At 63.5% G+C, this 19606-nt stretch carries 18 protein-coding genes; 8 read left to right on the forward strand and 10 right to left on the reverse strand.

The features are described 5' to 3' along the window. Positions 1 to 193: 193 nt before the first annotated feature. The 3 genes from Q8S60_RS05000 (at position 194) to Q8S60_RS05010 (ending at position 2769) form a co-directional block, all read left to right on the forward strand. Positions 194 to 820 (forward strand): porin family protein, encoded by a 627-nt coding sequence (locus tag Q8S60_RS05000; protein WP_305277546.1) that lies wholly within the window; start codon positions 194 to 196, stop codon positions 818 to 820. Between the two features lie 104 nt (positions 821 to 924). Next, positions 925 to 2166 (forward strand): sodium:proton antiporter, encoded by a 1242-nt coding sequence (locus tag Q8S60_RS05005; RefSeq protein WP_305277545.1) that lies wholly within the window; start codon positions 925 to 927, stop codon positions 2164 to 2166. Positions 2167 to 2235: 69 nt separating this feature from the next. Continuing rightward, a complete protein-coding gene (locus Q8S60_RS05010) occupies positions 2236 to 2769 on the forward strand; it encodes a fasciclin domain-containing protein (protein WP_305277544.1) in 534 nt (177 codons plus the stop codon). 12 nt (positions 2770 to 2781) lie between these two features. Here the strand turns inward: Q8S60_RS05010 and Q8S60_RS05015 are convergent, their stop codons facing one another. The 3 genes from Q8S60_RS05015 to Q8S60_RS05025 all read right to left on the reverse strand — a co-directional run bounded on the left by Q8S60_RS05015 (position 2782) and on the right by Q8S60_RS05025 (position 5789). Further along, positions 2782 to 3228: a host attachment protein gene (locus Q8S60_RS05015; protein ID WP_305277543.1), complete on the reverse strand. Its 447-nt coding sequence runs from the start codon at positions 3226 to 3228 to the stop codon at positions 2782 to 2784. 118 nt (positions 3229 to 3346) lie between these two features. Continuing rightward, positions 3347 to 5170 carry an aspartate--tRNA ligase gene (aspS, locus tag Q8S60_RS05020; protein WP_305325863.1) on the reverse strand — a complete coding sequence of 608 codons (1824 nt, stop codon included), beginning with the start codon at positions 5168 to 5170 and terminating at the stop codon, positions 3347 to 3349. Positions 5171 to 5300: 130 nt separating this feature from the next. After that, positions 5301 to 5789: a hypothetical protein gene (locus tag Q8S60_RS05025; protein ID WP_305277541.1), complete on the reverse strand. Its 489-nt coding sequence runs from the start codon at positions 5787 to 5789 to the stop codon at positions 5301 to 5303. A 369-nt stretch (positions 5790 to 6158) separates the two neighbouring features. On the opposite strand from Q8S60_RS05025, the gene Q8S60_RS05030 reads away from it, so the two are divergent. Together Q8S60_RS05030 and rnd are read left to right on the forward strand one after the other, a co-directional pair. Further along, on the forward strand, positions 6159 to 6395 hold the full coding sequence (locus tag Q8S60_RS05030; RefSeq protein ID WP_305277540.1) for a helix-turn-helix domain-containing protein: 237 nt from the start codon (positions 6159 to 6161) through the stop codon (positions 6393 to 6395). A gap of 68 nt (positions 6396 to 6463) precedes the next feature. After that, on the forward strand, positions 6464 to 7618 hold the full coding sequence (rnd, locus tag Q8S60_RS05035) for a ribonuclease D (RefSeq protein WP_305277539.1): 1155 nt from the start codon (positions 6464 to 6466) through the stop codon (positions 7616 to 7618). A 17-nt stretch (positions 7619 to 7635) separates the two neighbouring features. Here rnd and Q8S60_RS05040 read toward each other — a convergent pair whose 3' ends face one another. From Q8S60_RS05040 to Q8S60_RS05065, 6 genes are all read right to left on the reverse strand, one after another. Further along, a complete protein-coding gene (locus Q8S60_RS05040; RefSeq protein ID WP_305277538.1) occupies positions 7636 to 8106 on the reverse strand; it encodes an aminoacyl-tRNA deacylase in 471 nt (156 codons plus the stop codon). Between the two features lie 150 nt (positions 8107 to 8256). Continuing rightward, positions 8257 to 9753: an exopolyphosphatase gene (ppx, locus tag Q8S60_RS05045; protein ID WP_305277537.1), complete on the reverse strand. Its 1497-nt coding sequence runs from the start codon at positions 9751 to 9753 to the stop codon at positions 8257 to 8259. 33 nt (positions 9754 to 9786) lie between these two features. Further along, on the reverse strand, positions 9787 to 12003 hold the full coding sequence (locus tag Q8S60_RS05050; protein ID WP_305277536.1) for an RNA degradosome polyphosphate kinase: 2217 nt from the start codon (positions 12001 to 12003) through the stop codon (positions 9787 to 9789). A 152-nt stretch (positions 12004 to 12155) separates the two neighbouring features. Beyond that, positions 12156 to 12836: a DnaA ATPase domain-containing protein gene (locus tag Q8S60_RS05055; protein ID WP_305277535.1), complete on the reverse strand. Its 681-nt coding sequence runs from the start codon at positions 12834 to 12836 to the stop codon at positions 12156 to 12158. A 4-nt stretch (positions 12837 to 12840) separates the two neighbouring features. Beyond that, entirely contained in the window at positions 12841 to 13938 is a 1098-nt protein-coding gene (locus tag Q8S60_RS05060) for an AI-2E family transporter (protein WP_305277534.1), read from the reverse strand. Positions 13939 to 13957: 19 nt separating this feature from the next. Next, entirely contained in the window at positions 13958 to 15076 is a 1119-nt protein-coding gene (locus Q8S60_RS05065) for a DUF2066 domain-containing protein (RefSeq protein WP_305277533.1), read from the reverse strand. Between the two features lie 181 nt (positions 15077 to 15257). Between Q8S60_RS05065 and purM the strand changes: the two genes are divergently transcribed. Together purM and purN are read left to right on the forward strand one after the other, a co-directional pair. Beyond that, on the forward strand, positions 15258 to 16346 hold the full coding sequence (gene purM, locus Q8S60_RS05070; protein ID WP_305277532.1) for a phosphoribosylformylglycinamidine cyclo-ligase: 1089 nt from the start codon (positions 15258 to 15260) through the stop codon (positions 16344 to 16346). Next, entirely contained in the window at positions 16343 to 16987 is a 645-nt protein-coding gene (purN, locus tag Q8S60_RS05075) for a phosphoribosylglycinamide formyltransferase (RefSeq protein ID WP_305277531.1), read from the forward strand. The genes purM and purN overlap by 4 nt, the downstream gene beginning before the upstream one ends. 61 nt (positions 16988 to 17048) lie before the next feature. Here purN and ndk read toward each other — a convergent pair whose 3' ends face one another. Then, positions 17049 to 17471 (reverse strand): nucleoside-diphosphate kinase, encoded by a 423-nt coding sequence (gene ndk, locus Q8S60_RS05080; RefSeq protein WP_305277530.1) that lies wholly within the window; start codon positions 17469 to 17471, stop codon positions 17049 to 17051. 96 nt (positions 17472 to 17567) lie between these two features. Between ndk and Q8S60_RS05085 the strand changes: the two genes are divergently transcribed. Continuing rightward, positions 17568 to 19481: an ABC-F family ATP-binding cassette domain-containing protein gene (locus tag Q8S60_RS05085; protein WP_305277529.1), complete on the forward strand. Its 1914-nt coding sequence runs from the start codon at positions 17568 to 17570 to the stop codon at positions 19479 to 19481. Positions 19482 to 19606: the final 125 nt, after the last annotated feature.

The raw sequence follows: 19606 nt of genomic DNA on the forward strand, positions 1-19606 counted from the left end.
TGCGGCCGGAATGGACCGGATTTTCGTCTTTAAGCGAAATGGGGAGGTGTGGGACCGTTCTGCGACCGCTAAATGGGGGCCGATTAACGCGGAGTTTTCGTCCGCAATTTTCCCGCAAACCGGGCGACATTCAATTTGACCGTCCCATTCTGAGACTGCTTAAATTAGCCGTTTCATCAAGGGGGGAAATCAAATGAAACATACATCCAAGCTCATCGCCGCCACGGCGCTTCTGACCATTCTGGCCTCGCCCGCTTTCGCCGACGAGGTTGCAGTCGGCGACACCTATTTCAAATTGTCGGGCGGCGTGCTGGTCATGGAGGACATCGACGGTACGGCCGGCGGCACACCGGTCGAGATCTCCTTCGATACGGGTTGGACCGTATCCGGCGCGATCGGCTACCACCTCAATCCGCAGCTCGCGCTTGAGGCCGAACTCACCTATCTGACCGCCGACTTCGATCAGGGCACCACTGGCGGCGTGTCGGTTCCCATCGACGGCGATGTCAGCTCGGTCCTGACGATGGTGAATGCGCATTTCCATCCGATGGCCGGCGGCAGTTTCGATCCCTATATCGGCGGCGGCGCCGGCGTGGCCTTTTCGAAACTGAAAGTCGATTCGATCGGTGGCGTGCCCACGAATATCGACGACAGCAGCTCCGACCTCGCCGTGCAGGGCACTGCGGGCCTCAACCTGGCCCTTGGCGGCGGCGCCAAGATCGGCGGCCAGTACCGCTACATCTGGACCGATACGGGCGGCAGCAACACGGACGAGCTCAGTGGCCACGCCTTCACACTGCAGTTCATCACCTCATTCTGATTTCTGTCCGCACGCTTTGAGAAGGGGATGGTGCGCCATCCCCTTTTTTCATTTCCGCCGCTACCAGGTTAGACTCCGGCAGATGCTGCAAGCGGGGGAAGCCGGTGGACGCCTATGATGTTCTCGTCGCCGTCGCGCTGCTGATCGTCGCCTACGGGCTCGTCTCGGGCGGGCGCATCGGGCGCTACGTCACGGGGCCGATGGTCTTCACGGCGGCCGGTGCCGGGCTCGCCGCCATCGGCCTTGGCGGCGGCGAAGGCGCGGCGGCGACCGAGATCGCCAACCAAACGATGCGGCTCCTGGCGGAATTCGGTCTCGCGATCCTGCTCTTCACCGATGCCGCGCGGATCAATCCCTCGCATCTGAAGCAGGAGGAAAACCTGCCCGCGCGCCTGCTGCTGGCCGGGTTGCCGGGGGCGGTCCTGATCGGCTTCCTTGCTGCATGGCTGCTTTTTCCGGGCGAGGCATGGTGGTGCCTCGCGCTGATCGCGCTCATCCTCGCGCCGACCGACGCCGCCCTCGCCCAGAGCGCCATCGCCAATCCGCAAATGCCGGAAACGGTGTCGCAGACGCTCAATGTCGAAAGCGGGCTCAATGACGGGCTGGTGCTGCCGCCCATCCTCATCGTCTTCGGGATCGCGGCCGGACATGGAACGGAACAGGGTATCGCGGCGACACTTGCCGGCCATCTCATTCTCGGGCCGTTGGCCGGTGCCGCCATCGGGTATGGCGGCGGCTGGCTCGTCCGGCGGGCGGCGAACCGGCGTGAGATGACACCTCTTTTCCAGCGCCTCTCCGCGCCCGCCCTCGCCGTAATCGCCTATGCCGGCGCCGAGGCCATCGGCGGCAACGGCTTCATCGCCGCCTTCGCCGCCGGCCTGATGATGCCGCTGACGTTGCATACCGACGCCCCGGCGCGGCGGCTGGAGGAGTTCGCGGAGGCCGAAGCGGGTATCCTCACCTCCGCGCTGTTCCTTCTGTTCGGCGCCCTGATCCTGCCCATCGGCGTGCCGCATTGGGATTTCGCGACGCTGCTCTATGCGGTCCTCAGCCTGACGCTTGTGCGGATGCTGCCGGTCGCCCTGTCGCTCGTCGGCACGGGGCTGGGACCCGGCGCCGTCGGTCTTCTCGCCTGGTTCGGCCCCCGCGGCATCGCTTCCGTTCTCTACCTCCTGCTGGCGGTGCAGGCGCTTGGCGGGGCCGAGGGTGGGCAAGAGGCGCTGGAGCGGCTCACTTCAGTCGTTTCCCTAACCGTCTTCATCAGCATCTTCCTGCACGGGCTCAGCGCCGCGCCGCTTGCGGCCCTTTACCTCAGGCACAAGGGCCCGCGGGGCCGCCGCGGATGATTATGTCGCATTCCGGTCAAAATCGGCGTCTAGGTAAGCTCTCTACGGGGCTTTCACGCGAAAGGCAGAATGATGAAAAAAACCGGTCTGTTCCTTGCGGCTCTGGCGATCGGCGCGCTCGGCGCCGCGCCCGCCTTTGCCGCCAATGTCTATGAGACGCTCAAGAGCGATCCGCAGTTCTCGACGCTGACGAAGATCATCGAGGCGAACGACCTCAAGTTCCGCTACACGGAAGGCAACATCACCGTCTTCGCGCCGACGGACGAGGCTCTCGCCAATCAGCCGGGCGGTGTCGACGATCTTCTGGTGGGCGACAATCCGAGCAACAAGGAGAACGCACGCGCCCTCCTCCTCTACAGCATCGTGAGCGGCCGCCACACGCCTGCCTCGCTGACCGGCAAGGTCACGGAAGCGACGACGCTCCAGCGCGGCAAGGTGACGATCGACGGCACGCAGAGCCCCATCCACTACGGCCATTCGAAATTTGGTGCCAATGTCTCCGGCGATGCCATCGAGGCATCGAACGGCGTCATCATCCCGATCGACGCGCTGCCGATTCCGGTTTTCGAGGAAACGACGCCGATGGCACCTGCAATCCAGTAAACCGGACAGGCGTCAGACGTTGTAGCCTTCCGAAAGCTGCTGCTTGATCTCGCGCGGGGTGAGTTGGGTGTAATCCTTGTTCACCTCGCCGACGATCCGCTCCTTCGTCTCCGAGGCGATGACGGGCCGGAGGTTGCCGAGCATTTCGGGCGTCGCAACGACAATCAGCTGGTCGAAGGCATTGTCGCGCGTCTTCTGCTGCAGGATTTTCGATATTTCGCGGGCAAAGTCGCGCTTCGCCTGCTGGTGCCAGTCGACCGGCGGCTCCAGCGCCGAGCGGCGGTTCCCGACGCTTTCGAAAGTGCGGCCGGGGCGTTCGGTGCCCTGCTCCCGCGTCGGCGGATTCGGCACGATCAGGTCGGGCATCGCGGCCACGGGGTCCTGATTGCGTTTCTCGCTGGTGAGAAAACGGCACTTCTCGCCATCCGTGACGACGATCCAGATACGCTTCGGCTGCATTATATCCTCCGGTGCTCGGACGCCCCTTGGAAGATGGTAGGGCGAGCGGGGCCCGGCGTCACGGGACAGACTGTCACAACCGTCGAACGGGCTGAAAACCGCCATTGTCCCGCGAGGATCAGCCTTCCTTCTTCTTCTCCAGCGGCGGCACGACGCGAATATGAAGCTCCTTGAGCTGCTTCGGCTCCACTTCAGACGGCGCCTGCATGAGCAGATCCTGCGCCTGCTGGTTCATCGGGAACATCGTCACCTCACGCAGGTTTTCGACGCCCGCGAGCAGCATCACCATCCGGTCGATGCCGGGTGCGAGCCCGCCATGCGGCGGCGCGCCATATTTGAAGGCATTCAGCATGCCACCGAATTTCGTCTCGACCACCGACCTGTCATAGCCTGCGATCTCGAACGCCTTGTACATGACGTCCGGCTTGTGATTGCGGATGGCGCCTGAGGAAAGCTCGACACCGTTGCAGACGATGTCGTACTGGAAGGCCGTCATGCCCAGGATCTCGTCGGCGTCGTCCTTGTCGAGCGCAAGGAATTTGTCGAGCGGATAGTTCGGCATCGAGAACGGGTTATGCGAGAAGTCGATCTTCTTCTCGTCCTCATTCCATTCGAACATCGGGAAGTCGACGATCCAGCAGAACTTGAAGATGCCCTCCTCGATCAGCCCAAGCTCCGTGCCGACGCGGGTGCGTGCGAGGCCGGCGAAACTTGCCGTCTTGGCCGGCACGCCCGCGACAAAGAAAACCGCGTCGCCCGCCTTGAGGCCGAGCTGCGTGCGGATCGCGTCGGTGCGCTCGGGCCCGATATTCTTCGCGACGGGACCGGCACCTTCCAGCGCGCCTCCTTCCTCGCGAAAAAAGATATACCCGAGGCCCGGCTGTCCTTCACCCTGAGCCCATGAATTCATGCGGTCGCAGAAGGCGCGGTTGCCGCCGCCCGGCGCCGGGATCGCCCAGACCTCGACCTTGGAGTCCTTCTCGATGAGCCCCGCGAAAACCTTGAAGCCCGAACCACGGAAATGATCGGTCACACTCTCCATGACGATCGGGTTGCGCAGGTCAGGCTTGTCGGAGCCGTATTTGCGGATCGCTTCCGCGTAGGGAATGCGCGTGAACGGATAGGGCGAGACTTTCTTGCCCTCCGCGAACGTCTCGAACAGGCCGTGCAGCACGGGCTCGATGGCCCCGAAGACATCGTCCTGCGTCACGAAGCTCATCTCGACATCGAGTTGGTAGAATTCACCGGGCGAACGGTCGGCGCGCGCGTCCTCGTCGCGGAAACAGGGCGCGATCTGGAAATAGCGGTCGAAGCCCGCCACCATGATGAGCTGCTTGAACTGCTGCGGCGCCTGCGGCAGTGCATAGAACTTGCCGGGATGCATACGCGACGGCACCAGGAAGTCGCGCGCGCCTTCCGGGCTCGACGCGGTCAGGATCGGCGTCTGGAATTCGTTGAAGCCGGCTTCCGTCATGCGGCGGCGGATGTCCGCGACGATCTTCGAGCGAAGGAGAATATTCTTGTGCAGCGTCTCGCGGCGCAGGTCAAGAAAGCGGTAGGTGAGCCGGATGTCTTCCGGATAGTCAGGCTCGCCGAACACCGGCAGCGGCAGGTCCTGCGCTTCCGACAACACTTCCATCGAGGAAACCGCAATCTCGATATCCCCGGTCGGCAGGTTCGCATTTACCGTTTCGGCCGACCGGGCGACAACCTTGCCTTCGATCGCGACGACGTATTCGGCGCGGACCTTCTCCGCCAGTGCGAAGGCCTCCGCCCGGTCCGGGTCGAAGACGAGTTGGGTCAGCCCGTAATTGTCGCGCAGGTCGATGAAAAGGAGTCCGCCATGGTCACGTTTGCGGTGAACCCAGCCGGCGAGACGCACCGTCTCCCCCACATGCGACTTGCGAAGCTCGCCACTGGTGTGGCTGCGAAAACTGCTCATGTCATAAAGCCTTGAGATTCCAGCACGAATCGGCGCAGCGCAAATGAAATCGATACACCGCGACGACGCGAAAAGCGCATTTATTGGGGGGACTTGTCAAGCGTTGGCAGGATTTCCCGACAGCCCGGTGCTACGGACGCAGTTCGTCCCCCTGGCCGTGGCTTCCCGTTACCAGTTCAAGGATGGTGCGCTGGGCTCCTCCCCTGCCGAAACGGCGGGGCGGCGAGGCAGGCCAGATGGACGACGCGGCGAACAGCGTGGCGATATGCCGCCTGAGCTTGGACAGGTGGCGTGTCAGATCGACATTGTCGGGAAGCCAGGATTCACGAACAAATGTCAGCAGGATATCTATCCGGATCAGCACGTCCTGCGGCGTAAGGCTGTCGCTTTCGAAAGCGCGGCAAAAAAACGAGCGGGCGGCGACGGCAAGCGCGATGTCCAGATAGAGGTCGCCCTCATCCGAACAGGCATTCGACGCTGCGATAAGCAGGTCGGCCATCCGGGCGTCCCGCTCGACTGACGTATGTGGAAAGGCTTCGAGCGCCGCCCAGGAAATTCGGCAGGCCAGCGGCGACTTCCACGACAACATGTCGAGTTCTTCCGCTGGCGTCCGCTTCATGACTTCATGGATCGCGCGAACGACGGTTTCGATAAGGGCTGCAGGGCCGCTTGCTAACACGAAACACCCGTAAAAGAGTTCGCCTGTATGCAAGACAGATAAGATAAAATGACCCTTTCAAATTTTATCTTAAGTCTCGCTCCACAATTGACTTTTCAATTAGTTCACAATGGTAGCATTCAGCATTCACAGGTCGTGATAAATGTACGACCCCTACTCTATCTTCTTGGGAACTGCGACTCGTCTATTTTTATATGATTGGTATCAATATGACAACTAATAGAACAAACACTAATCCCTTGAGTTTCTCCATGGGCCGTGTGCGCGGACGATTCGGACGCAGCGTGCGCATGAACACATTGCTCTGAAATGCTGACAGCAGAACAGATCAAAGCCGCGCGCGCCCTTCTGAACTGGGGACAGCGCGAGCTTGCGGCAGCGACGGGCCTGTCTGTTCCGACCATCAAGCGCGTCGAGGCATCGCGCGGCGCCATCCGCTCGACCTACACCACCGTGCTGGCCATTCAGAATGCCTTCGAGGCGGAGGGCATTGAATTCATCAATGAAGGCGGCCTCGGCGTGAAAATAACGGCGCCCAAGGACTGACGCCCGGCTCTATCTCCGGCCTTTCTACCCCCGCGACAGGCGCGGCCGGATCGGCTATAGAGCATTTCATGGAAATCATTACGACGAATGAGGCCTTGAGGGCCGCCTGCGACCGGCTCTCCACGGCCGGTTTTGTCACGGTCGACACCGAATTCATGCGGGATTCGACCTTCTGGCCCGTGCTCTGCCTGATCCAGCTTGCCGGCCCCGGCGACGAGCTTATCGTCGATCCGCTTGCTCCCGATCTCGACCTCGCCCCTTTCTATGCGCTGATGAAGAACCGGAACGTCGTGAAGGTGTTTCACGCCGCCCGGCAGGACATCGAAATCTTCTGCCATGAGGGCAAGGCAATCCCGGATCCCCTGTTCGATACGCAGGTCGCGGCGATGGTCTGCGGCTTCGGGGATTCCGTCGGCTACGAAACGCTTGTCCGGAAACTCACCGGCGGCAGCGTCGACAAGTCGTCGCGCTTCACAGACTGGTCGCGGCGCCCCCTGTCCGAAAAGCAGCTTCAATACGCCATGGCGGACGTGACCTACCTCCGCACCATCTACGAGGTGCTGGCGAAGCGGCTGACGCAGACGAAGCGCGCCCATTGGGTGGCCGAGGAAATGGCAGTGCTGCAGGACCCCGAGACCTATGCGATGCGGCCGGAGAATGCCTGGAAGCGCGTCAAGGCGCGGTTCCGCGGCCAGCGCGGCCTCGCGGTGCTTGTCGAGGTGGCGGCGTGGCGCGAACGGCAGGCGCAGGAGCGCGACTTGCCGCGCTCGCGCGTGATGAAAGACGACGCGCTGGCGGAAATCGCGACGCAGATTCCGCGCTCAATCTCCGATCTCGACGGGCTTCGCGCCGTGCCGAAGGGCTTCTCGAACAGCCGTTCGGCGGCAAGCCTGATGGAAGCCGTCGAGCGCGGCCTCGCCATGAAGGAAGAGGACATCCCCGTCGTCGAAGGGCCGGAACCGCTGCCGCCGGGCATCGGGCCGCTGGTCGAACTCCTCAAGGTTCTCCTCAAGATCAAATGCGAGGAGCATGACGTGGCGCAGAAGCTCGTCGCCAATGTCGCCGACCTCGAACTCATCGCCGCCCATGCGGAGGCCGACGTGGCGGCGCTCAAGGGCTGGCGCCGCGAACTGTTCGGCGAGGAAGCGCTGAAGCTCAAGCGCGGCGAACTCGCCATCGGCGTCAAGGGCAAACGCATCGTGCTGATCGAGACGAAACGCTAGGGTCCGCCTTCCACCCGTTACATATGCCGGGCGATGGCCCCGTGCTCCGCTTCGCCCATCAGCCGCGCGAAATCCGCGCCGCTCATATGCACCAGCGTCTTGTGGTCGCCCGCCTCGAAATAGATTTCAGGCTGCGTGGCAACGGCATCGTCGTAGCAGACCTTCATGCCATAGGGCTCGCCGAGCGGCGGCAGCGCGCCCGCGTCGCAATCGCGGAAGCAGCTTTCGATCTCGGCTTCCGTCGCAAGGCCGATGCGCTCGTCCAGCATGTGCGACAGCCGCGCCAGATCGAGCTTGCAGGTGCTCGGGATCACCGCGATCCGGTAGCCGCCGTCGCCCTTGACGAGGACGGCCTTGGCGAGCCTGTCGCCCGGCACGTGGACCCGCTCGGCGATGCGGCTCGTCGTCACCTCACGTGGATGCCTGACCTCTTCGTAATCGATGCCGTTGTCGCGCAGATAAGTGAAGAGCTTGATCGACATTCCCATGATCGTCTCCTCCGGCTGGCCGGACGACGGTTCCTGTTGAGAAGGCCGCGCAAATCCTGCCGCGCCTTCAGCGTCCGGCGATGGGCTCACGTCACGTGAAAATAATAGGACAGAAGGATATTCCCGGCCAGCGGAACCGGGTGGAATATCCTACCTCCCCACCCGGATATCGCCTTTCCGGCCGAGCGCGCGGGCGAGCGCGGCGAGGCGCTTCAGGACGATTTCGCCTACCAGTGCCTCATATTTTTTCGGCACGACAAGCGTGACGGTATTCTTGCCGATCTCGAAGCGGGTTTTGGGGAGCATGCCGAGCGTCGCGCCGGAAAGCGTGAAGGCAAGCCTGAGCGCGAGGCCCAGCACCAGCGCGCGTTCGTGTTCGCGCTCGGTGATGATGCCGGAAAGATTGCCGAGCAGTTCCGGCTCGCCTTTTCCCTCGTGCCGGTGATATCCGACGCGCGCCAGGAAGAGGCGGCCGGCATGATCGACACCTGAAAAAGGCGCCAGCAATATCTGCGTCATCGCGTGATGCGCACGATAGTCGGGATGCACATACCAGCCGATGTCCGCCAGAATGCAGGCCGCGTGACGCAGCCGCGCTTCCGCCGGCGTCTCGCCAAGCACATCCTCCGCGAAAAGTGGCGCCGTCCATTTGTTGAACTCGTTGCCATGCTGCGGAAAGCGCGCGAGCCGCCCGGCGAGATCGCGGCAACCGGCGATCAGCGGGTCCTTCGCCTGTTCCTTCTTGTCGAGCCGGTCGAACAGAATGCCTTCACGAAGGCCGTAAGCGGAGATTACGACCTCCTTCGCCTTCAGGGCGGAGATGAGCTTGTCGAGCACAAGCGCGCCGAACGGAAGCGCCTCGACGCGGCGCTCCGACACATCGGGGATCTGGGCCAGCGTTTTGGGGCCGAGCTTCTCGATCACCTTCGAGATGTCGGCGGCGTCGCGGGCGGGGATCACATACTGATGGAGAACGTGGATCGGGTAGTTGCGCTGTGCCATGTGGATGCGCGCGAGGTTTCGCCAGACGCCGCCGACGGCGTAGAAGCGGCGGCCCTGGAACTCCTTCAGCCATTCCTGCTCACCAAGCGCCCGGTCGACCACGGCTTCGGCTTCGGCGAGGCTGCCATGCGCGAGGTCGATCAGGCGCAGGGGCCCGAGGGGGAGCGTCGCACCGGGGCCGGGTTTGCCGCCCGAAACGGGCACCAGTTCGAGGCTGCCGCCGCCCAGGTCGCCGACAAGGCCTTCCGCCTCCGGTATGCCGGAGAGAACGCCCTGCGCGGAAAGCCTCGCCTCGTCCACGCCCGACAGAAGCTCAATGTTGAAACCGCATATCTTTTCGGCGCGGGCGAGGAAATCGGGTCCATCTTCCGCATCGCGCACCGCGGCCGTCGCCGCGACCACGAGGTGCGGCACGCCGATCTGTTCGCGCAGCGCCATGAAGCGGCGCAGCGCGTCCAGCGCGCGGTCGATGCCCTTCGGGTCGAGCCGGCCGGTCGAGGCGAGCGTCCGGCCGAGACCGGCCATCACCTTTTCGTTGAAGACAAGGACGGGGTTCCGCTCGGCGCCCGCATAGACGACGAGGCGCACGGAATTCGAGCCGAGATCGACAATCCCGAACCTGCTACCCGGCTTTCCGCGGCTCACAGCATCTCCTCCGCCGTTTGCCGCAAGCTATCCTTACGCAGACTTGATGTCGAACTTGGGTGGAAGGTTTTTCTTGAGGGAGGTACCACGCCCGGAAAGGCTCGCATTGTTCATGAAATATTTGTGCGCGTTGAAAGGCTCTTCCCCTTCGCGCACGGCGATTCGCCGATATGACCCATCCGGCTGGAGTTCGTAACTCTGCTGGTTGTCCTTCAGATTGGCAACCATGATCTGATCGAGGACCTGATCGTGAACCGTCGGGTTCAGGATAGGCACCAGTATCTCAACGCGGCGGTCGAGGTTGCGGGGCATCCAGTCGGCGGACGCGATATAGACCTTCGCCTGGTCGTTCGGCAGTCCGTGCCCATTGCCGAAGCAGACGATTCGCGAATGTTCGAGGAAGCGTCCGATAATGCTCTTTACACGAATATTTTCAGACAGCCCCGGCACGCCCGGCCGCAGGCAGCAGATGCCGCGCACGACCAGTTCGATGTGAACGCCGGCCTGGCTCGCCTTGTAGAGCGTGTCGATGATCTGCGCGTCGACCAGCGAGTTGAGTTTTGCCCATATTGACGCGGGCCGGCCCGCTTTTGCGTGCGCGATCTCGGCCTCGATGTCGGACAGCAGGCGCGAACGCATATTGAGCGGCGACACGGCAAGAAGTTCGAGGTCCTTCGGCTCGGCATAGCCGGTAATGTAGTTGAAGACCTGATAGGCGTCGTGCGCGAGGCGCGGGTCGCAGGTGAACATCGAGCAGTCGGTGTAGATTTTCGCCGTCACCGCATGATAATTGCCGGTGCCGAAATGCACATAGGAGCGCAGCGCGCCGTTTTCGCGCCGCACGACCAGCGAAATCTTCGCGTGGGTCTTCAGTTCGATGAAACCGAACACCACCTGAACGCCCGCCCGTTCGAGGTTTCGGGCCCAGACGATGTTGGCCGCCTCGTCGAAACGGGCCTTCAGCTCCACCAGCGCCGTCACCGACTTGCCGGCCTCCGCCGCCTCGATCAGCGCCTGCACGATGGGGCTGTCCTTCGAGGTTCGGTAAAGCGTCTGCTTGATCGCCACCACATCCGGATCCGCTGCCGCCTGGCGGATGAACTGCACCACCACGTCGAACGACTCGTAAGGATGATGGACGATGATGTCCTTGGAGCGGATCGCCGCGAAGCAGTCGCCGCCATGGTCGCGGATGCGTTCGGGGAAGCGCGCGTTGTAGGGCGTGAATTTCAGGTCCGGCCGGTCGTCGACGATGAGCTGGCTCGTCTGCGCGAGACCGAGCAGGCCCTGCACCGAAACGAGTTCGCGCTCCGTCACGCCCAGCTCATGCACGACAAACTGGCGCAGCGAATCCGGCGTGCGCGCCTCGATCTTCAGCCGGATGACGCTGCCGCGGCGGCGGCGCTTCAGCGCGCTCTCGAAAAAGCGCACAAGGTCTTCGGCTTCTTCCTCGATTTCGATATCGCTGTCGCGCAGCAGCCGGAAAGCGCCCTGCCCGATCACCTTGTAGCCGGGGAAGAGGCGGTCGAGGAACAGTCCGATCATGTTTTCCAGGCTGATGAAGCGGATGCCCGCTTCCTTGTCGCTCGCCGGCAGCCGGATGAAGCGCTCGACCTGCGTCGGAACGGGCAGCAGCGCGTCCATCAGCTTGCCGTCCGAAACGCGGCGCAACTGCAGGGCCAGTGCAAAACCGAGATTGGGAATGAACGGGAAGGGATGCGCCGGGTCGATCGCGAGCGGCGTCAGCACCGGAAAGACCTGTTCCAGAAAGCGCGTCTCCAGCCAGGCGAACTCGTCCTTCGTGACCTCGTCCGGTTCCAGCACGAAGATGCCGGCCTCGCGCATTTCAACGCACAGCGCCACCCACTGGCGTTGCTGCTCGCCCATCAGTTCGTTCGCCATCTCGTTCACGAGATCGAGTTGCTGAGCCGGAGTACATCCGTCCTGGCTCAGCGTCGTCACGCCCGCGCTTACCTGTCCCCGAAGACCGGCGACGCGGACCATGTAGAATTCGTCGAGGTTCGATGCCGAGATCGACAGGAACCGGAGCCGCTCAAGGAGCGGGTGATTGGTGTTCTGCGCCTCTTCCAGCACGCGCCGGTTGAAGGCAAGCCACGATGCCTCGCGGTTGATGAAGCGGTCGGGACTGTTCGCGCCGATCAGCGGTCCGCCCGCCGGCAGCGACAAAGGTTCCTGCGCGGCCTCAGCGGCGACGGGTTCGGCGGCCTGGCTTTTCGGGGCGGTGGTCATGAGATCACTTCTGCAAGAAACGGAATAAGCCTCTGCTATCGCTCAAGTTTACGTCAAACATGTGACCGAGTCATGACTGGCGTGCCCGTCTCGGGACGATGCGACGCCGATTTTGCCACGGGGCGCTCCTTCCCAAGAGTCGTCCTGCGCCGTCAGAACGTCATCTCGCCCTGCGCGCCGAGGATTTCGGCGGCAAGGGGCACGGTGATGGGGCGCTTGCCCGACAGCGAGGCGCGGTCGAGTTCGGCCACGGCGTCGCGCGCGGCCTTCACCGACCGCTCGATACGCGCCGCAAGCCACGCGATCACGGCGGGCGCTACACGAAGCTGGCGGTCATCGAACAGCTTCACGAGGATCCCCGCCAGCAGCGCGTCGTCGGGCGGCCCCAGTTCCGCCTGAGGCACCGCGCGCAGCCGCGAGGCAAGGTCTGGCAGCGTCAGCGGCAGCCGGGCGAGCGGCACGCGCGCGGTGATGAGGAGGAAGGCTTTCTCCTCCCGCACCAGATTGACGAGATGGAAAAGCGCGCGCTCGGCCTCCCCGTCCGGCGCTGCGAGGTCTTCGAGGATGATCGCTCGCGCCGCCACCAGCGCCGGAACATCCGCCCGCGCCAGCGCTTCGGGCGCCAGCGACACAGCGCCGGCCGCCTTGCGCCAGACTTCGGCGAGATGCGTCTTGCCGCTTCCCTCCGGCCCCGACAATGCGACCACGCGGTCCGGCCAGTCGGGCCAGGCGTCGATCAGCGCCACCGCCGCTTCGTTCGGCGGCGCGACAAGGAAGTCCTCACGGCCGAAAGCCGGACGGTGTCCGAGTTCGAAAGCGAGCTGGCGCGGCATTTCTCTAGCTGTCGGTATCGCGCGGCGGAATAATGTTGCCGGGCGAGGAGCCGAGATAAAGCTGGCTCTTGCGGTACTGGCCGGTAGCAAACCGCGCCAGCACACCAAGTGCCGCCGCGACCGGCAGCGCGAGCAGCGCGCCGACAAATCCGAAGAGCGCCGCAAAGGCGAAGATCGCGAACATCACCCATACGGGATGGAGCTTCACCCTGTCGCCGACGAGCTTGGGCGAGAGGAAATTGCCCTCGATGAACTGGCCGATGGCGAAGACGCCGATCACCAAGCCGACCTGCACGAAATCGGTGCCAAACTGGAAGAGCGCCAGTGCAATGCCGACGATGAAACCGAGAATCGTGCCGAGATAGGGAATGAAGCTGATGATGCCGGCGACGATGCCGACAATGAGCCCGAATTTCAGGCCGACCAGCGTCAGTCCCACGGCATAGATCGTGCCCAGCACGAGGCAGACGATCACCTGGCCCCGAATGAAGCCCGCCAGCACCTCGTTGATTTCGCGCGAGAGGCGGCGGATCGTTTCGGCATGGTCGCGCGGCAGCAGCGTATCCACGCGCTCCACCATCCGATCCCAGTCGAGCAGAAGGTAGAAGGCCACCACCGGCGTCACGACGATCAGCGAAATCAAACCGACGATCTGCAAGCCTTGCGAGCCTACCGAGGTCAGGAGGTTCACCAGCCAGTCAAGCGAGCCGCCGAGGCTTTGCTTGATGGCCTGCTCGACATCCTGCCCCTCGACGCCGAGAAGGCGCCCGATGACGCCGTCGCCGACCGTCAGCAGCCACTCCTGCCCCCGCTGCATCAGCGAGGGGAAAATTTCGACAAGCGCGATCGACTGGTTGTAGAGAACCGGGACCAGAACGATCATCAGCACGACGGCGATGAGGAGGAAGAAGACGGTGATCGTCGCCGTCGCCGCCAGCCGCGACAATCCGTAACTCTCCAGCCTGTCGGCCAGCGGGTCGAGAAAATAGGCGATCGCCATGCCCGCGACGAAGGGCAGCAGAATGCCTTTCAGCAGCCAGAGCAGCAGGATGAAGGTCGCGATGACAACCGCCCAGATAATCGTTTGCCGCTGTATGCTCATGCCCCGGCCTCTCGTCATCTTATTGCCGGACGCCGAGGCGCCAGCGCGGCGCCGGTCCCGCCGTCGAGCCATCGGCCGGCACACCGGTTTCGGCAACGGCGTCCTTCAGCGTCACATTCTGCTGTGCGAGAGACAGCGCCAGCATTTCCGTCGTGCCCTTGTGCGAGATACGGATTTCGGCGCCGCGTGAGGAAATGCCGGCCACCTCCATTCCCTGCACCAGCGGTGTCGAAGTCAGGCCTTTGCGGATGGTTTCCCATTCTCCGAGATTCGCGAATCCCGCCTGCGCCGTCAGCGTAGAGAGCCTGCCGTCGCGGACGATGATCTGACGTTTCCAAGCCACCGCGAGGGCGTTCAGCATGTCGGCGGCGGCGGCTTTCATCGTTTCTGCCTCGTCCCTGCCGTTCTTGCCATAGGTGCCACTCAGGGGCTCGGCGGAAGTGCCGCCGATGCGCTTCACGGTAACGGAGAGCGTATCACCGTTGAACGTCGCTTCCGCAACGACCACTTCGCCGGTGCCGTAATTGGCGGCAAGCGCCTCGAGCGCCGCCTCGTCGTCCGCCGACGCCTGTTCGGCGGAGACGGTATTGATCTCCATGATGTCACCGAGCGGCAGGATGAGCGGCGCCAGTTCATCGGCGGGTTCGAGCGCGGCCCAAGCGTCGCGCCACGGGTTCACGTCATCCCACAGCAGCTTGCGGCCATCGCGGTTCAGCACCGCCAGCAGCACCGCCGGCCGCGCCTGCGTCTCGCCGAAGGGAATGCCCGCGTCGCGCAACAGCCGGCGCACGGCTTCGGGCTGGAAGCTCACGATCATTTCGGCAATGTAGCGGGTCGAGCTGGTCTTCTCGCTTGCGACCTGGAAGCCGCGAACCGCGCGCTGGGCTGTCGCATCGTCGGCGGCGGGCAGCGACGCCCAGTCTTCCGGCAGCGTCAGCTTCTTCATCATCTCCGTCAACGCGAGCCGCTGGCCCTCGGCCTGCGCGGCGGTGCGGGCGGCGGTCGCGCTTTCGGCGGTCTGGTCGACATGGATGCCGCGCACGGTAAAAACATCGGCAGCAGCGGCCGGCAGGGCGAAGGTCGTGGCAAACGCGAGCAGGAGTGCCGGCGCACACAGAAGCCTGAAGGCAAGGTTCATGGATAGGCCCTTGATCCGTCTCGATAATCGGCGATACGGCAAATCGCCGCGAGGCACACTATAACATCGCGGCGGGCCCGCGAAGGCGGACCTCGGGGGATTTTAGGCTTTCTCTTGCACCCGGAGACAAATTCGGGTGATTTGTGCCCTCCGCAGCCCGTTTGAGTCCCCAGAGAGCGACATGGCCCCCACCCCCCCAAAGGACCGTCAGAACCGCTATACCTACGCGCAGGCGGGTGTCGACATCGACGCTGGAAACGAACTCGTGCGGATGATCGGGCCGCTGGCCGCCTCCACGCGCCGTCCGGGTTCGGATGCGGCGCTGGGCGGCTTCGGCGGGCTGTTCGATCTGGCGGCCTGCGGCTTCAAGGATCCGGTGCTGGTCGCCGCCAATGACGGCGTCGGCACCAAGCTCAAGGTCGCCATCGACGCGGATCGTCACGACACGGTCGGCATCGATCTCGTCGCGATGTCGGTGAACGACCTCGTGGTGCAGGGTGCCGAGCCCCTTTTCTTCCTCGACTACTACGCGACCGGCAAGCTTCATGTGGATGTAGCGCGCGACGTCGTCGCGGGGATCGCCGAAGGCTGCCGGCAGGCGGGCTGCGCGCTCATCGGCGGCGAGACGGCCGAAATGCCCGGCATGTATGCCAAGGGCGACTACGACCTCGCGGGCTTCGCGGTCGGCGCCGTCGAACGCACGAAGATATTGCCGCGCGGCGACGTCGCGCCGGGCGACGTGCTGCTCGGCCTCGCTTCTTCCGGTTTCCATTCCAACGGCTTTTCGCTCGTTCGCCGCATCGTCGAGGACAATCGCATCTCCTACTCCGCGCCCTTCCCCGGCGGCGACGGCGCCAGCATCGGCGAAGTCCTGCTCGCGCCGACCCGCATCTATGTGAAGGCGATGCTAAAGGCGATCCGCGAAACGGAAGCTGTGAAGGCGATGGCGCATATCACCGGCGGCGGCTTCGTCGAGAACATTCCCCGCGTCCTGCCGGAAGGTATCGATGTCGAGATCGACGGCGCTTCATGGACCATGCCACCCGTCTTCCGTTGGCTGATGGAACTCGGCGGCATCGACGACACCGAGATGGGCCGCACTTTCAATTGCGGCATCGGCATGGTCGTGGTGGTCCGTGAAGATCAGGCGCTCGAAGTCTCCGACGCACTCGCAGAGGCCGGAGAAACCGTCTGCCGCATCGGCCGCCTCGTCGAAGCTACCGGTGGCCCCCGCGTCGCCATCAGAGGCGCATTGGGAAGCGGGAAGTGAGGATCGGCGTCCTCATTTCGGGCCGGGGGTCCAACCTCAAGGCCCTGATCGACACCTGCGAGACGCCGGGCTTTCGCGGCCGTATCGCCCTCGTCATTTCGAACCGTCCGGGCGCCGCCGGCCTCGCCATCGCCGAGGCGGCGGGCATTCCGACACTGGTCATCGATCACAAGGAATATGCGACGCGCATGACCTTCGATGCCGATCTCGACCGGGCGCTCCGCCAGGCGGGCGTCGAGCTCATCTGCAATGCGGGCTTCATGCGCATTCTCACCGACGAATTCGTCGAGAAGTGGCGCGACCGGCAGCTCAACATCCACCCGTCGCTTCTTCCCGCCTTCAAGGGAATGCATGTCCATCAGCGCGCGCTCGATGCAGGCGTGAAGATTACCGGCTGCACGGTCCATTTCGTGCGCGCCGAAATGGACGAAGGCCCCATCGTCGCGCAGGCCGCCGTGCCGGTCCTGCCGGGCGACACCGTGGACACGCTCGCCGCCCGCGTGCTCGAAGCCGAACACAAGCTCTATCCCCTCGCGCTGCGCCTCATCGTCGACGGACGCGCGCGCGTCGTCGGCGAACATGTCGTGATCGACTATGAAGGCGGGACGGGGACGGGACCGCTGTTCGTGCCCGGCGTATAGGCCACAATGAAAAAGCCCCGCTCGATCGGCGGGGCTTTTCCGAATTCCGTGTCAGAGAAAATCAGCCGACGATTTCTTCGTCCTTGAAGAAATATTTGATCTCTTCGGCGGCCGTTTCCGGGGCGTCGGAACCGTGGACCGAGTTCGCCTCGATCGATTCAGCGAAGTCCTTGCGGATGGTGCCCTCGGCGGCGTTGGCGGGGTTCGTCGCGCCCATCACTTCGCGGTTCTTCGCGATGGCGTTCTCGCCTTCCAGCACCTGGACCACGACCGGGCCGGAGATCATGAAAGAGACGAGATCGTTGAAGAAGGGGCGTTCCTTGTGGACGGCATAGAAGCCTTCCGCCTGCGCTTTCGTCATGTGGATGCGCTTGGAGGCGATCACACGCAGGCCCGCGCTTTCGAAGCGGTCGATGATCTTGCCGGTGAGGTTCCGCCGGGTCGCGTCCGGCTTGATGATCGAGAAGGTGCGTTCGAGAGCCATGCGGGGCTTCCTGTATCTGAAGGGTCAGGGAATTGGCGCGGTTTATAGCGGGGGTTGGTGACGCGGGCAACAGGGGGTGCTAAAAGCCCGGCCATCATGCTGCATATCAACGATCTGACCTTCCGAATGGAGGGGCGCCTGCTCCTCGACCATGTCACCGCCGCCGTGCCCCCCGGGCAACGGACGGGCTTTGTCGGCCGAAACGGTACCGGCAAATCGACGCTGCTGAAGCTCATTACAGGCGAATATACGCCGGAGACCGGCGGCATCAGCTTTCCGAAAAGCTGGCGTATCGGCATGGTCCGGCAGGAGGTGCTGGCGGGTCCGACCTCGCTTCTCGACACGGTGCTCGCCGCCGATGTGGAGCGGTCGTCGTTGCTCGCCGAAGCGGAAACGGCGAGCGATCCGCTCCGGATCGCGGAGATCCATACACGGCTTGCCGATATGGGCGCCCATGCGGCTCCTGCCCGCGCGGCCACCATTCTTTCCGGTCTCGGCTTCGACGAGGCGGCGCAAGCGCGGCCTTGCTCGGATTTTTCGGGTGGCTGGCGGATGCGTGTGGCACTGGCGGCGGTGCTCTTTTCCGAGCCCGATCTGCTGCTGCTCGACGAGCCGACCAACTATCTCGATCTGGAAGGCACGATCTGGCTTGAGGATTATCTGCGGTCCTATCCCTATACCGTCCTCATCGTCAGCCATGACCGCGACCTCCTGAACAATGTCGCGCAGAACATCCTGCATCTCGAACACAAGAAGCTCACCGTCTATAGCGGCAATTACGACCGCTTCGACCGGACGCGGCGCGAGAAGCTGATGCTCCAGCTTTCGATGAAGAAGAAGCAGGAAGACCAGCGCCGCCACATGGAGAGCTTCATCGAGCGCTTCAAGGCGAAGGCCTCGAAAGCGCGCCAGGCGCAGAGCCGCATGAAGGCGCTCGCGAAGATGGAGCCCATCGCCGACATCCTCAACGAGCGCGTGCTGCCGTTCCGCTTTCCGGCGCCCGACAAGCCGCTCGCCTCGCCGATCATCCGGCTGGAACATGCAAGCGTCGGCTACGAGCCCGGCAAGCCGGTGCTGAAAGACCTCGATCTCCGCATCGACCAGGACGACCGCATCGCGCTTCTCGGTGCGAACGGCAACGGCAAGTCGACATTCGCAAAGCTGCTTTGCGACCGTTTGCAGGTGACGGGCGGACACAAATACGATTCCAAGAAGCTCCGCATCGCCTATTTCGCGCAGCACCAGCTCGACGAACTCAACATGGGCGATACGCCTTACGAGCATTTCCGCGAGCTGAAACCCGATGCAACGCAGGCACAAGTGCGCGCCATTGCAGGCTCCTACGGGTTCGGCGCGGACAAGGCGGACACGAAAGTGGAGAAACTTTCGGGTGGCGAGAAGGCGCGTCTCCTGTTTGCCATCGCGACCTTCCACAAGCCGCACATGATCATCCTCGACGAGCCGACGAACCATCTCGATGTCGACAGCCGCGAGGCGCTGGTCATGGCGATCAACGATTATGACGGCGCCTTCATTCTGATTTCGCATGACCGGCATCTTGTCGAAACCTGCGCGGATCGGCTCTGGCTCGTCGCGGACGGCACCGTTGCGCCTTACGACGGCGACCTCAACGACTACCGGAAATGGCTGCTCGATCCCGCGCGGCGCATCAAGCCGCTGGTCGCAGAGGACGATGCCGATGCGGATGCGGCACCTCCGCCTCCCCGTCCGTCGAACGACAAGAAGGAAGCACGACGCCTGGCCGCGCAGAAGCGCGAGCAGATGGCACCGTTGAAGAAAAAAGCTCAGGCGGCGGAGCATGAGGTCGCGCGCATCCAGAAGCTCATCGAGACGCTGACAGCGAAATTGGGCGATCCGAAAGTTGCCGGCGACCCCGCCGCTACGGCCGCGACGGCGAAGGAACGAGCCGATGCGCTGAAGGCGCTGGCGCGGGCGGAGGAGGCCTGGCTGGAGGCGAGTTCGGCCTATGAGGAGGCCATGGCGGACTAGCCTGGCACCCCAGAAAGGCCGCCTGTCACTCAACTGTCACAAAAATGTCATCGAGTGATTTTTACCGGATTCAGCTACGCGGAACAGGTCTCTGGGAGGCACCTGAAAATGCCCGAAACGGAGTC

The organism is Parvibaculum sp., from assembly GCF_030694575.1.
Lineage (GTDB): Bacteria > Pseudomonadota > Alphaproteobacteria > Parvibaculales > Parvibaculaceae > Parvibaculum.